Genomic DNA, 12,807 nt, shown 5'->3' on the forward strand with positions numbered 1-12,807 from the left:
CCGGGGCTGGAGTGACCGGCAGGGGAAGGGCTCCGTCCGTCGTGCGACACCCCCGGCGGGACGGACGGAGCCACCCACCACACCACCAGGAGGGGAGCTTGCGCGTTGGTAAGTCAGGTTCGGGGGGCCGCCCGCCGGAAGGTCAAGGCGGAAGTGAAAGGGATGCGTAACCGACCCAACACGAACCATGTGGGCCCCGCCCCGGGGTCGGTAGTGATCGACACCAGAGGTGACGGGCGGCTTGCAATCGTGAATGGCAGCCGGTGGCAACACGTGTTCCTGCGGGAGCCCGAACGTGATGACGCCATGTGGACGTGCCCCTTGGCGATGGTGGCCCCGGCGACGGCCCTCCAGGCGGACCTTGTTCGGGCAATCGACCTCTGCGTGTTCCCGCCCGTCACGATCGCAGAGATCTTGGAGAACCCGGCGAGCGACGACCCGGCGGGCAAGACCTAGCCCAGTTACAGGCCCCGTCCGGGTTCGCCTGGGCGGGGCCCTGCTGTCCCTGGGGCCGGTCGTTGGTCAGGAGGGACAACGGCGGACCCCTTGCCCCACCGCGTGGTGATCAGCCCGTCTTCCTCGCGAAGGACTTCGAGCGCCCGTCGAACGGTCATGGGCGCCACATCGAAGCGGCGGCTCAGCGCGGACTCGGACGGGAAGGGCGTCCCGTCGTCATACCCGCCCGCGCGAATCTCAGCCGCAAGTTCGACGGCAACGAGCCGGTACGGCGGTACGCGCTTCGGGCGCTGGGCAGAGTCGGGCATGCCAGCAGCGTAGAGAGCTGCCGCAATTCGCTCCACTTAGGACAGTAGGAGGGTAGGAGGGTAGGAGGGTAGGAGGGTAGGAGGGTAGGAGACTTAGAGGAGTTGAGATATCGTCAGAGACTCAACAACAGAAAGCCCCGGCGACGGCTGCAACCGTCCCGGGGGATGGACGAAGCCGCGAAAGGGCTCCGACATGACCAACTTTATCCCTTGGGTGTTCTTCGCCTGGGCCGGCATCCTGCTGGCTGGCTTGATAGCGCTGCACCTGCCCGTCAGCGCGGGCCCCGCGTTCCAGCCCAAGCCCCCTGCTGAACCTGCCGTACAGACCCCCGCGCCGTTGCCGGGCGAGTCACGGTTTTGGACGCTCCCCAAGCACCTCGTTGACTGGCGCCTGCCCCTCGAAGGAGAGGCGAACCGGCTTGTCCGCCCGTACTGCGGGGAAGAAGAGATCTTCGTCTTCGCGGCCCGCCTGGGGCTGCCGAACCCGGTTCACTGGTTGGACGACGCCACCGACGCGGGGCACGTGCTCACCGGGGCGGGTGTGTGATGGCCGAGACTGACCAGACAGAGAAGCGAGAGAAGATCGGTGTCTGCCCCCGGTGCACCAAGACCGGCCCTGTGTCCCCCGTCGGCTACGTGGAGCACGCCACGGGGCCCGGATGGACCGTATGGGGTTGCAACCCCTGTGAGCCCTACCTGCGCGCACTGATCGGCTAGATGTCGAAGCCCCGTCCGGACCATTCCGGGCGGGGCTCTTTCAGGTCTTCTGCGCGGGCGCAGAAGTAGGAGTTAGAGGTGTTGGGGTCGGCGAGGACGACGAAGTCCGGGTCCACGGGGTAGCTGTCCCAGTCGACGTGCCGGGCGCCGAGGGCGAGCAGCCGGGTGATCTCGGCGGCCTGCTCGGCGGCGTCGGCCGCGTAGAGGTCGAGGTGGACGCGCGGCTGCTCCTGGACGGGGATCCGGCTGCGGCCGAGCGCGAGCTGCACGCCCGGGCCGGCGGCCGGCACCAGGACCGTCCAGCGGTCGTCGACCGCGTCGCGCGGGACGTAGCCGAGCGCCGCCGTCCAGAACGCGACCGCGCGCCGGACGTCCTCGACGCCGAGGACGACGGACCCGATGCTCAGCATGCGGCCGGCCCGGCGGGCGGGCGGCCGGGGGCGGCGGGCCGGCGCCCGGGGACGACGGCCGACGGGCGGGCCCCGGTGTGCGGGCCCCGGACTCCCGGGGTGGTGGGCGGCTGGCTCATCACCCCAGCCTAGCCATGGGCCCGGGCCCTGTCCCCGGGGCGGAGGAACGGGTTCCGGGGATCGGGCACCGGCGGCCACCGATCGGTGGCCGCCGGCCGGGCCGGGCGACGGTGACGGCGGGTCAGTGACCGGGGGGCTGGGTCGGCAGGAGGCTCGCGAGCGGGTTGGACGGGTCCTCGGCGGGCATGCAGGCGGGGGCCTTGCCGACCATCAGGCCCGCGGAGAGCGAGCGGAAGCCGCTGGCCGGGGCGACCTTGGCGAGCGGAAGGTGGATGAAGAGCGTCCGGTCGGCCGGGATGCTGTGCGGCCGGACGGTGAGGACGGACTTCTGGAGGCCGTTGTCGATGTCCCAGCCGAAGAACGCCAGGCGGTCCGCTCCGCTCCCGTTGTTCGCCTTGATCATCTCCGCCTCCGGGTAGGCGGGCGTGCTCGGATCCGGGGCCGTGCAGCCGGGCTCGCCGGCGTAGACGCGGCTGCGGACGCCGAGCCGGTCCAGGTCGGCCTGGAGCCGGGGCACATCGACGGGCTTGTCCCGGTCGAGGATGGTGAGCGTGACGACGTCGTCGCCGCCGCTCTCCAGGGTGTAGGCCACGTTGGCGACGGCGCCCGGGGCCGGGCTCACGGCCGCGTCCGGGCTGGCCGGGGTGGTGCCGCCGGGCACGGCGGCGGCGCCCGGGACGGGGCGGTCGGAGCCGCCGCCGGCGAGGACGACGCCCACCAGGGCGGCGGCCAGTCCCACCGGGAGCGCCACGCGCAGGGCCAGGTTGCGGCGCTTGGCAGTGTGCCGGGACTTCTCGGTCACGGTGTCCATCAGGAGTTCCTTCAGCAGGAGGTGGCGGTGCGGGGAGAGCTCCCGATCGGCCGCGGCCGGCAACAGCCGGGCCAGTTCCTCCCGCTCGGTCTGCTGGGACCGGGGCCCGGGAGTGGCGTTCATCGGATCGTCTCCTTGGTCGACCGGGCCGCCGGTACGCGGCCACCTGTTACCTGTCCGACCGCGACCCCCCGTTGCACCTGAGCCACGGACCGCTTGGCCGCGAGCTCCTTCGCGGTGAGCTCGCGCAGCCGGCTGCGGGCGCGCGAGAGCCGGGAGCGGATCGTCCCGACCGGCTTGCCCAGCGCCTCGGCGACGGCCGCGTGGTCCAGGCCCTCCCAGACGCACAGCGCGAACACCTCCCGGTCGGCCGGGCGCAGCCGCTCCAGCGCGGCCTTCGCGGCGGCGAGCTGCTCGGCGTCGGCGAGGCGGCCGGCCAGCTCGGCGGCGAAGTCGGGCACCGCCTCGTGCGGCGGCAGCCCGGCGAGCACCTTCTGGTGGCGGCGGGCGGCCCGGCGGGTGTTCCGGATGACGTTGGTGGCGATGCCCAGCAGCCACGGCCGCAGGCTCTCCCCTTCGGGCTCCACGCGGGCGCGCAGCCGCCAGGCCTCCAGGAAGGTCAGCGAGACCACGTCCTCGGCGACGGCCCACTCCGCGGTCATCCGGAGGGCGTGCCGGTGGACCGCGCCGGCGTGGTCCTCGAAGATCTGCCCGAAAGCCACCGCGTCCCCGGCGCGTACCCGGGCGCGTATCGAATTCTCCACATCCCCTGCCTGTCCGGCCGCACCGCGGCGTTGCCGTGATCCACGCCACACGGCCGCACCGGGCGCCCCGGCGGCAGACCCCCGATCGGGCGGGCGGCGTGCGGCGGTGACCACGGTCCCGCCCGGCCGGCTGCCAGGGCCCGGGCGACGGCCGCGGCAGCCACCGCGTCGGCCGCCGCCCGGGGTACGGCTCAGACCGCGGGCCCGCCGAGGGCGCCCCGCACCAGCCGGGTCACCACCGGGAGCGCCACCCGGAGGTCCCCGTCCGGCCCGCCGGCCGTCTCTCCCGCCAGCGCGTCGAAGGTCTCGAAGCCGGTGAGGACGAACAGCAGGGCCGCCGCGTCCGGCGGCGCCCCGTCGAGCCGGCCCGCCAGGACCTCGGCGCCCGCGCGCCGCCGGGCGTCGCGCTCACCGATCACCCGGCCGACCTCCTCGTCCAGGGCCGCCAGCGCGCGCAGCCGGCGGGTGCAGACGCGGTCCACCGCCCAGAACCCGCCGATCACCTCGACGAAGCGGTCCACCGCCGCCCAGGGCTCGGGGAGGGCGAAGGCCTCGGCGAGCCGGGCCATCCCGCCCTGGTCGGCGAGCGCGTCGCAGACCGCCTCCAGCAGGCCCGTCTTCGAGCCGAACTGGTAGTACACGGTGGCCCGGGCGACGTCCGCCCGCTTGGCCACCGCGTCCAGCGACAGCGCGCCCGTCCCCGTCAGCTGCGCCCGCGCGGCGTCGACGATCCGCGCACGCGTCCCGTCCACGTCCGCCTGCCGCTGTCCCATCCGGTAGGCCCGGGGGGTCATCGCGCTCGCCTCCACTCGCTCGGCCCGCCGCCGGGGCGGGCGGGCGGGACTTCCGTGAACAGGCAGTATCGCCGATCCCCGCCCGCCCCCACAGGCCGCGCCCGGCCCCCGCCGCCCGGCCGCCGCACCGGCCCCGGCCCGCCTCCCCCGGCGGATCAGACGATGACCCGCCCACCGCTGACGTCCAGGGTCTGCCCGGTGATCCAGGACGACTCGACGGAGGCCAGGAAGAGCGTGGCCGCCGCGATGTCCGCCGGTTCGCCGAGCCGGCCGAGCGGGTGGGCCGCGGCGACGGACGCCTGCACCGCGGCCGGCATGACCGCCGCCGTCCGCTCGGTCCGGACGGCGCCCGGCGCGATCGCGTTGACCCGCACTCCCTGGCCGGCCAGCTCCAGCGCGAGGTGGCGGGAGTACATCAGCACGCCCGCCTTGGCGGCGGCGTAGGCGGCGGAGGAGCCGCTCGGCAGCCGGCCGGCGGTGGACGCCATGGTGATCACGGAGCCGGTGCCGCGCTCGACCAGGCCCGGCAGGAAGGCCCCGACGGTGAGGAAGGTGGCCGTGAGGTTGGCATCCAGCACGGAACGCCAGTGCTCCTCGGTCTCACGGACGGTCGGCACGGGGTAGCCGTCCCCGCCGGCGAACGCCGCGAGCACGTCGACCGGGCCGAGCTCCTCGCCGATCAGGGCGGCGGCCCGGGCCAGCGCCGCCGCATCGGTGCAGTCGGCGACGGTGCCGAGTGCCTTCGCGCCGTCGGCCCGCAGCTCACCCGCGACGGCGTCGAGGGCCGCGGCGTCCCGGCCGAGGACGGCGACCGACGCCCCCTGCCGGGCGAACGACCGGGCGGTCTCCGCACCGATGCCGCGGCTGCCCCCGGTGATCACGACGACCTTGCCGGCCAGATCGGAGTAACGAACTCCCATGACTGAACACTCCCTTGAGCTTGGCTGTGTGGTTCACTAGATTCAGTCATACAGCCTGTCTGAATGAATCGGCAAGCGCCCGCACGGACGCCCACCCGCAAGGAGGACCTGATGAAGCTCGCCGTCGTCGGCGCCGCCGGCCGCACCGGCCGCCTGGTCGTCGATCTCGCCCTGGCCGCCGGTCACACCGTCACCGCGGTCGCCCGCACACCCGCCCGGCTGCCGGAGTTCACCCACGGCACCCCGCTCACCGCACAGGCCGACGTCCACCGGCCCGGCTCCCTGCGCGAACCGCTGACCGGCCAGGACGCCGTCGTCTCGACGCTCGGCACGACCGGGCGGTCGGCCACCACCGTCTTCTCGGACGGCGCACGGGAGCTGGTGTCCGCCGCCACCGGCTCGGGCGGGTCGCCGCACCTGGTGGCGATGTCCTCCGCGGGCCTGGAGAGCGGCCACCTCCCGTTCGCCCAACGGGTGGTGACCCGGCTGGTGGTGGACCGGCTCTACCGGGAGATCCACCACGACCTGGCGCGGATGGAGGAGGTGCTGACCGAATCGGACACCATCTGGACGGTCGTCCGGGCGCCGATGCTGCGGGACGGCCCGCCCTCCCCCGACCCCCGCGTGTCCTACGACCGCCCGCTGCCCGGCGCCGGCACCGCGACCAGGGCCACCGTCGCGGCCTGGATCGTCCGGCACCTCGGCGCCCCCGAGACCTTCCGCCGCCGGGTCGCCCTCACCGACAACTGACCGGCGGCGGGCGGGCGCACCGCACCACCGTCACCGGCGCCAACACCGGCCGGCCCCGGTGAGCGGGCGGCCGCGCCGCTCAGCCCTCGGGCCGGGAGCGCCGCTTCAGCGCCACGGCCAGCAGGAACAGCGCCGACAGCAGGGCGGCCAGCCGCAGCACGCCGGGGGCGGCCGACCAGGCGATCTGTCCGGCCGGCTGACCGGGCTGGAGGCCCCCGCCCCACCGGCCCTGGGCCCGGCCCCAGAACCAGAGGCTCGTCCCGCTGATCGTCATCAGCGGAATCCCGAGGATGGCGAACTTCCTGGTGAGATCGGTCAGTTGGCGGGACATGTAACCGAGCGCCCAGCCCACCAGCATCACCACGACCTGGCTGGTGGCGGCGCCGCCGACCAACGTGACCGCGGCCAGCAGCAACAGCGGGGACGGGCGGCGGCCGGCCGCCAGGGACGGCTTCGCGGCGGCCCCGGCGGCAGGGTCGGCCCCGGCCGCCTCCGGCGGGGGCGCGGACCTCCCCCGTCCGCGCCGCTTCGACCGGCCCTTCGCGCCGCCCTTCGAAGCACTCTTCGCGTCGCCCTTCGCGCCGTCCTTCGCGCCGTCCTTCGGCGCGCCCCCGGACGCGTCCCCGGCGCCGTCCCCCGCGGCGGGCCGGGCCTGCCCCGGGGCACCCTCCGCGGCCGCCCGCTGCCCGGGGACCGGACCGGCCGCCGGGCCCGGCCCGTCCGAGAAGTCGAGCGACACCAGGGACCAGTCACCGGCGTTGACGGCCATGAACGGTGGCGGGACGGCGTCCGGATCGGCATCCGCGTCCGCGATCGGCTGCGACACCCAGGGCGAGCCGGCGTCGTCCCCGGCCGCCGGCAGGCGCCGCGACCTCGACGGCGGGCCGGCGGCCGGCGGCTCGGCGGGCGGCCGCCGGGGCCGCGGCGGCACCGCGGGCGCACCCGCCGCATAGACGCTGTCCTCGTCCGCCGGCCCGGCGCCCCCTCCCGGCGCCGCGCCACCGGCGGGCCCCGGGGCGTCCGCGCCCTCCGGCGTCCCGCTCCACGGCCCCCGCCTGCGCCACCACTCGCCGTCCGCCATCGCCCGCCACCCCGCCTCGCCCGTACCCGTCCCCGCCGGTCAGACGGTACCCACCGGAACCGGGGCCACGCCGACCGGTCCCCACCGCCGTTGCTCCCGACTAACCTAGGTCGAATGACCACACAGCAGGGCCCCCAACGCTCCGGCAAGGCGTCCGCCGGCCCGCGCACCCTCGCCGAGGAGCTCCGCGGCCGTGCGGACGACGACCTCGCCACCCTGCTGCGGTCCCGGCCCGACCTGCTCAACCCCGTCCCCGGCGACCTCACCCAGCTCTCCGCCCGGCTCTCCTCCCGCGCCTCCGCGCTGCGCGCCCTGGAGCGGCTGGACCGCTTCACCCTGCAGGTCGCCGAGGCGCTGGCGGCCGCCCCGGACGGGGCCACCCCGGCCGCCGTGCGGACGCTCCTCACCGGCCCGGCCAAGGTCAAGCCGCACCCCGGCGCCACCCCGCTGAGCACCGCCGACCGGGCCGCCGTCACCGCCGCCCTCCCCCGCGCGCTCGCCACCCTGCGGGACCGCGCGCTGCTCTGGGGGCCGGACAACGCGCTGCGCCTGGTCATCGCCGCCCGCGAGGCGCTCGCGCCGACCGCCGCCAACCCCGGCCGGACCGGCCTCGGCCCGACGCTCTCCGACGCCACCGCCGGCATGTCCCCGGCCCGCCTCCAGCAACTGCTCACCTCCGCCGGGCAGCCCGCCACCCCGGACCCGGTCACCGCCGTCGCCGCGCTCACCGCGCTGCTCACCGACCGGGCCCGCTGCGACGCCCTGCTGGCCACCGCCCCCGAGCCGGCGCTGCGTCTGCTGGACCGGCTGGTCTGGGGGCCGCCCACCGGCACCGTCCCGGACGCCACCCGCCCGGTCACCGCCGAGGACGCGCAGAGCCCGGTCGAGTGGCTGCTCGCCCGCGGCCTGCTGCTGCCCAGCAGCCCCGGCAGCGTCGTCCTGCCCCGCGAACTCGCCCTGCACCTGCGCGGCGGCCGCAGCCACCGCGAGGTCGAACCCGTCCAGCCCGAACCCGCCCCGGCCACCGCCCCGCGCGACCCCCAGGTGGCGGACCGGGCCGCCGCCGGGCAGGCCCACACCGCCGTCCGGACCGTCGAGGAGGTGCTCGACCTCTGGGGCCTCAACCCGCCGCCCACCCTGCGCGCCGGCGGCCTCGGCGTCCGCGACCTCAAACGCACCGCGCAGGCCCTGGAAGTCACCGAGCAGCAGACCGCCTTCTGGCTCGAACTCGCCCACACCGCAGGCCTGCTCGCCCCCGACGGCGAGGCCGACGAACGCTGGGCTCCCACCCCGGCGTACGACGGCTGGCTCCAGCAGGACACCGCCGACCGCTGGGCGGTGCTGGCCGAGAGCTGGCTCGCCGCCACCCGCGTCCCCGCCCTCGCCGGCAGCCCGGACGGCAAGGGCAAGGCACGCGCCGCCCTCGGCCCCGAGCTGGACCGCACGCTCGCCCCGTCCGTCCGCCGCGCCGCCCTGGCGCTGCTCGCCGAACTGCCGCCCGGCAGCGCCGCCACCGCCGACGAACTGCTCCCCGCCCTGCGCTGGCAGCGCCCGCTGCGCGGCGGACCGGTCACCGGTCAGGACCGGGCCGGGCAGAGCCGCGACCTCCGGGACGACCTCGTCACCTGGGCCCTCGCCGAGGCCGAGCTCCTCGGGATCACCGGCCGCGGCGCGCTCGCCGCCCCCGCCCGGGCGCTGCTCACCGCCGAGGCCGACCCGGCCGAGGTGCTGGCCCCACTGCTGCCGCAGCCGCTCGACCACGTCATCCTGCAGCCGGACCTCACCGCGGTCGCGCCCGGCCCGCTGCTGACTCCGCTGGCCCAGGCGCTCGCGCTCTGCGCCGACATCGAGTCCAAGGGCGGCGCCACCGTCTACCGGTTCACCCCCGAGTCGGTCCGCCGCGCCCTGGATGCCGGCCGGACCGCCGCCGACCTGCAGTCCTTCCTCGAACAGCACTCGCGCACCCCCGTCCCGCAGCCGCTCGCCTACCTGATCGACGACGTCGCCCGCCGGCACGGGATCCTGCGGGTCGGCGGTGCCTCCTCGTACCTGCGCTGCGACGACCCGGCGCTGCTCGGCGAGGTGCTGGCGGACCGCCGCTCCGCCGACCTGCGGCTGCGGCTGCTCGCCCCGACCGTCCTCGCCGCCCAGGCCGCGCCCGACGTCCTGCTCGCCGCGCTGCGCACCATGGGCTACGCGCCGGCGGCCGAGTCCGCCGAGGGCGACGTCCTGATCACCCGGCCGGACAGCCACCGCACCCCGCCGCGCGCGGCGCCCGTCCCCGTCCCCGACGGCCCGCCCACGCCCGACGACACCCTGCTCGCCGCCGCCATCAAGGCCATCCGGGCCGGCGACCGCGCGGCCACCGCCGTCCGCCGCGAGCCCACCCCGGACCCGCGCCACCTGCCGCGCACCCCGGCGGCCGAGACGCTGGCCGCGCTGCAGACCGCCGTCCTGCTCGGCGAGCGGATGTGGATCGGCTACCTCAACGCCGAGGGGCTCGCCAGCCAGCGGATCATCGACCCGGTCAAGGTCGAGGGCGGCTTCGTCACCGCCTTCGACCACCACGCGGACGAGCTCCGCACCTTCGCCCTGCACCGGATCACCGGTGTGGCCGAACTGGACGAGTAGCCCGCCGCCGGCCGCCGGGCGGCCGCGGCAGCGAGCGTCCCGGGCCTCAGCGGCCCTGGGACTCCTTCATCTTCTCCTTCACGGCCTGGTCCGCCAGCGTGCCGATCTGGCCCTGGCCGACCGGCAGGTTGCCCGCGCCGGTGACGTCGGCGAGCAGGAAGGCGGGGGAGGCCAGCAGCCCGCCCGGACCCTCGCCGACTCCCGCGAGGGCCTGGGCGGAACCGGCGGAGGAGGCGGTCGCGGCGAACGCCGTACCGACGAGGGCGAGAGCGGTGAGGACGCGCTTCGACTTGTTCATGCCGTGCTCAACGAGCAGCGGCCGCGGCGGTCACCGGCCCCCGGTTGACGGGCCCCGGGGACCGGCGTAGTCCGGAAGAGGGGATCCGGCAGGAACGCGGCAAGGAGACGTCATGCTCGGTAACCGGATAGCGACCCAGACCACCAAGGACACCGGCCGGCGGGTGCTGGCCACCACGGACGGTGTGCACCCCGTGGTCGAGGTCTCGTTCGAGGCAACCGGCGAGGTGCTCGGTGTGGGCGTCCGGGAGTTCGCCAGCTACGAGTCCCAGATGCGCGCCGACGGCACGATGTTCGGCGAGGGCCAGGGCATCGGGATGAGCGAACGCGGCGAGAGCTACAGCTGGCACGGCAGCGGGATCGGCCGTTTCACCGGCCCGGGCGGCGCGATGGCCTGGCGCGGGGCGATCTACTTCGAGAGCCAGTCCGAGTCCTTCGCCGGGCTCAACGACGTGGTCGGCCTCTTCGAGTTCGACACCGACGGCAGCGGCTCCGGCACGGTCACCGTCCACGAGTGGAAGTAGCCCCCCGTCCGGCCTCCCGGCCCCGCCGCGGAATGCGCGACACTGGAGGGTCTGCGACCCGACAGACCTGTCAGCCAGTGGAGGGCTTCCCCGCGTGAACGACGGACCGCTCATCGTCCAGAGCGACAAAACTCTTCTCCTGGAGATCGACCACCCCAGGGCCGGCGAGTGCCGCCGCGCCATCGCCCCGTTCGCCGAACTGGAGCGCGCGCCCGAGCACGTGCACACCTACCGGGTGACCCCGCTCGGCCTGTGGAACGCGCGCGCCGCCGGGCACGACGCCGAGCAGGTCGTCGACGCCCTGGTGACGTACTCGCGCTACCCCGTCCCGCACGCCCTGCTGGTCGACGTGGCCGACACCATGGCGCGCTACGGGCGGCTGCGGCTCACCAAGCACCCCACCCACGGCCTGGTGCTCAGCACCACCGACCGCCCGGTGCTGGAGGAGGTGCTGCGCTCCAAGAAGGTCGCCCCGCTGGTCGGGGCCCGGGTGGACCCGGACAGCGTCGTCGTGCACCCCTCCGAGCGCGGCCAGATCAAGCAGGTGCTGCTCAAGCTCGGCTGGCCGGCCGAGGACTTCGCCGGCTACGTGGACGGCGAGGCGCACCCGATCGAGCTGGACCAGAACGGCTGGCAGCTGCGCCCCTACCAGGCGCAGGCCGTCGAGGGCTTCTGGCACGGCGGCTCCGGCGTCGTCGTGCTGCCCTGCGGCGCCGGCAAGACGCTGGTCGGCGCCGCCGCCATGGCGGAGGCCAAGTCGACCACGCTGATCCTGGTCACCAACACCGTCTCGGCCCGGCAGTGGAAGCACGAGCTGGTCAAGCGGACCACGCTGACCGAGGACGAGATCGGCGAGTACAGCGGGACGAGGAAGGAGATCCGCCCGGTCACCATCGCCACGTACCAGGTGATGACGACCAAGCGGAAGGGCGTCTACGCCCACCTGGAGCTGTTCGACGCCCGGAACTGGGGCCTGGTGGTCTACGACGAGGTGCACCTGCTGCCCGCGCCGGTCTTCAAGTTCACCGCCGACCTCCAGGCCCGCCGCCGGCTGGGCCTGACCGCGACCCTGGTCCGCGAGGACGGCCGCGAGGGCGACGTCTTCTCACTGATCGGGCCCAAGCGCTTCGACGCCCCGTGGAAGGAGATCGAGGCGCAGGGCTACATCGCGCCCGCCGACTGCTGCGAGGTCCGGGTGACCCTCACCGACTCCGAGCGGCTCGCCTACGCGACCGCCGAGCCGGAGGAGCGGTACCGCTTCTGCGCCACCACCGCGACCAAGCGGCGGGTGGTGGAGGCACTGGTCAGGAAGCACGAGAAGGACCAGACCCTGATCATCGGCCAGTACATCGACCAGCTCGACGAGCTCGGCGAGGTGCTGAACGCGCCGGTGATCAAGGGCGAGACCAGCAACGCCCAGCGCGAGAAGCTCTTCGAGGCCTTCCGCACCAAGGAGATCAGCGTCCTGGTGGTCTCCAAGGTCGCCAACTTCTCCATCGACCTGCCGGAGGCGACCGTCGCCATCCAGGTCTCCGGGACGTTCGGCTCCCGCCAGGAGGAGGCCCAGCGCCTCGGCCGCGTCCTGCGCCCGAAGGCGGACGGCCACTCGGCCCACTTCTACTCGGTGGTGGCCCGCGACACCGTGGACCAGGACTTCGCCGCCCACCGGCAGCGCTTCCTGGCCGAGCAGGGCTACGCCTACCGCATCATCGACGCGGACGACGTGCTGTAGCGGCCGGCAGCCGCAGCGGTCAGTAGCTGTAGCGGTCAGTACCTGACGCCGTCGCGCCCGAGGAAGACCACGCGCGCGGCGGTGTCCAGGGCGATGCCGACGTTGCGGACGGCGGATTTGAGGGGGCTGCGGCGGCGGTCCGGGCCGGTCGCCGCGGTGGCGCCGGCCGGGCCGGCGGGGGTGGACTTCTGGTTCGGCACCCGGGGGGCCGTGGCCGCTGCCCGGGGCGCCGTGACGGGTACGGTGCTCATGTCTTCCACGGTAGGTTCCGCACGCCCCGGACACCATCACCCCAAAGGCCGTACCCGACGGGACGGAGGTCGTCCTCCAGGTGTACGAAGGCCCCGGGTGCCCTCCGGGTCACGGGGGTGGAACCCTGAGGCCGCGGGGTCTAGGATCGTCCGTCTGTCCCCTCCCGCACCGTGGTACCCGCTGAAGTCGCGCGGGCAGCCGGGGGAGGTGCCGGCCGTTCGGCAACCGGTCGGCTGTACC

The 12,807-nt window shown here is 75.1% G+C and carries 15 protein-coding genes; 6 read left to right on the top strand and 9 right to left on the bottom strand.

Going from position 1 to position 12,807, the window contains the following annotated elements:
- Positions 1-213: 213 nt before the first annotated feature.
- Positions 214-456 carry a hypothetical protein gene (locus OH807_RS19030; protein WP_406200266.1) on the top strand — a complete coding sequence of 81 codons (243 nt, stop codon included), beginning with the start codon at positions 214-216 and terminating at the stop codon, positions 454-456.
- A gap of 5 nt (positions 457-461) precedes the next feature.
- Here OH807_RS19030 and OH807_RS19035 read toward each other — a convergent pair whose 3' ends face one another.
- Entirely contained in the window at positions 462-764 is a 303-nt protein-coding gene (locus tag OH807_RS19035; protein WP_406200268.1) for a GntR family transcriptional regulator, read from the bottom strand.
- A gap of 193 nt (positions 765-957) precedes the next feature.
- Here OH807_RS19035 and OH807_RS19040 point away from each other — a divergent pair, with 193 nt between their 5' ends.
- On the top strand, positions 958-1,311 hold the full coding sequence (locus OH807_RS19040; RefSeq protein ID WP_406200270.1) for a hypothetical protein: 354 nt from the start codon (positions 958-960) through the stop codon (positions 1,309-1,311).
- A 166-nt stretch (positions 1,312-1,477) separates the two neighbouring features.
- On the opposite strand, the gene OH807_RS19045 is transcribed toward OH807_RS19040, so the two are convergent.
- The 5 genes from OH807_RS19045 to OH807_RS19065 all read right to left on the bottom strand — a co-directional run bounded on the left by OH807_RS19045 (position 1,478) and on the right by OH807_RS19065 (position 5,300).
- A complete protein-coding gene (locus tag OH807_RS19045) occupies positions 1,478-1,891 on the bottom strand; it encodes a VOC family protein (protein ID WP_406200273.1) in 414 nt (137 codons plus the stop codon).
- A 241-nt stretch (positions 1,892-2,132) separates the two neighbouring features.
- Positions 2,133-2,945 carry a hypothetical protein gene (locus OH807_RS19050; RefSeq protein ID WP_406200275.1) on the bottom strand — a complete coding sequence of 271 codons (813 nt, stop codon included), beginning with the start codon at positions 2,943-2,945 and terminating at the stop codon, positions 2,133-2,135.
- Positions 2,942-3,586: an RNA polymerase sigma factor gene (locus tag OH807_RS19055; RefSeq protein WP_406200278.1), complete on the bottom strand. Its 645-nt coding sequence runs from the start codon at positions 3,584-3,586 to the stop codon at positions 2,942-2,944. The genes OH807_RS19050 and OH807_RS19055 overlap by 4 nt, the downstream gene beginning before the upstream one ends.
- Positions 3,587-3,777: 191 nt before the next feature.
- On the bottom strand, positions 3,778-4,380 hold the full coding sequence (locus OH807_RS19060; protein WP_406200279.1) for a TetR/AcrR family transcriptional regulator: 603 nt from the start codon (positions 4,378-4,380) through the stop codon (positions 3,778-3,780).
- Positions 4,381-4,535: 155 nt separating this feature from the next.
- The gene (locus tag OH807_RS19065) at positions 4,536-5,300 is read right to left on the bottom strand and encodes an SDR family NAD(P)-dependent oxidoreductase (protein ID WP_406200282.1); all 765 of its coding nucleotides are present in this window, start codon (positions 5,298-5,300) and stop codon (positions 4,536-4,538) included.
- 63 nt (positions 5,301-5,363) lie between these two features.
- Here OH807_RS19065 and OH807_RS19070 point away from each other — a divergent pair, with 63 nt between their 5' ends.
- On the top strand, positions 5,364-6,050 hold the full coding sequence (locus OH807_RS19070) for an NAD(P)-dependent oxidoreductase (RefSeq protein WP_406200285.1): 687 nt from the start codon (positions 5,364-5,366) through the stop codon (positions 6,048-6,050).
- Positions 6,051-6,129: 79 nt separating this feature from the next.
- On the opposite strand, the gene OH807_RS19075 is transcribed toward OH807_RS19070, so the two are convergent.
- Entirely contained in the window at positions 6,130-7,131 is a 1,002-nt protein-coding gene (locus tag OH807_RS19075; RefSeq protein WP_406200288.1) for a hypothetical protein, read from the bottom strand.
- A 114-nt stretch (positions 7,132-7,245) separates the two neighbouring features.
- Here OH807_RS19075 and OH807_RS19080 point away from each other — a divergent pair, with 114 nt between their 5' ends.
- Positions 7,246-9,762 carry a helicase-associated domain-containing protein gene (locus tag OH807_RS19080; protein ID WP_406200290.1) on the top strand — a complete coding sequence of 839 codons (2,517 nt, stop codon included), beginning with the start codon at positions 7,246-7,248 and terminating at the stop codon, positions 9,760-9,762.
- Between the two features lie 46 nt (positions 9,763-9,808).
- Here the strand turns inward: OH807_RS19080 and OH807_RS19085 are convergent, their stop codons facing one another.
- Positions 9,809-10,060, bottom strand: coding sequence for a hypothetical protein (locus OH807_RS19085; RefSeq protein ID WP_406200291.1), 252 nt, complete (start codon positions 10,058-10,060; stop codon positions 9,809-9,811).
- A gap of 112 nt (positions 10,061-10,172) precedes the next feature.
- Here OH807_RS19085 and OH807_RS19090 point away from each other — a divergent pair, with 112 nt between their 5' ends.
- Complete coding sequence (locus OH807_RS19090; RefSeq protein ID WP_406200293.1) at positions 10,173-10,583, top strand: hypothetical protein; 411 nt, start codon at positions 10,173-10,175, stop codon at positions 10,581-10,583.
- Positions 10,584-10,677: 94 nt separating this feature from the next.
- Positions 10,678-12,315: a DNA repair helicase XPB gene (locus OH807_RS19095; protein WP_406200296.1), complete on the top strand. Its 1,638-nt coding sequence runs from the start codon at positions 10,678-10,680 to the stop codon at positions 12,313-12,315.
- Between the two features lie 35 nt (positions 12,316-12,350).
- Here OH807_RS19095 and OH807_RS19100 read toward each other — a convergent pair whose 3' ends face one another.
- The gene (locus OH807_RS19100; RefSeq protein ID WP_406200298.1) at positions 12,351-12,566 is read right to left on the bottom strand and encodes a hypothetical protein; all 216 of its coding nucleotides are present in this window, start codon (positions 12,564-12,566) and stop codon (positions 12,351-12,353) included.
- Between the last annotated feature and the right edge of the window lie 241 nt (positions 12,567-12,807).

It is taken from the genome of Kitasatospora sp. NBC_01560 (assembly GCF_045208415.1).
In the GTDB taxonomy this organism is placed as follows: domain Bacteria; phylum Actinomycetota; class Actinomycetes; order Streptomycetales; family Streptomycetaceae; genus Kitasatospora.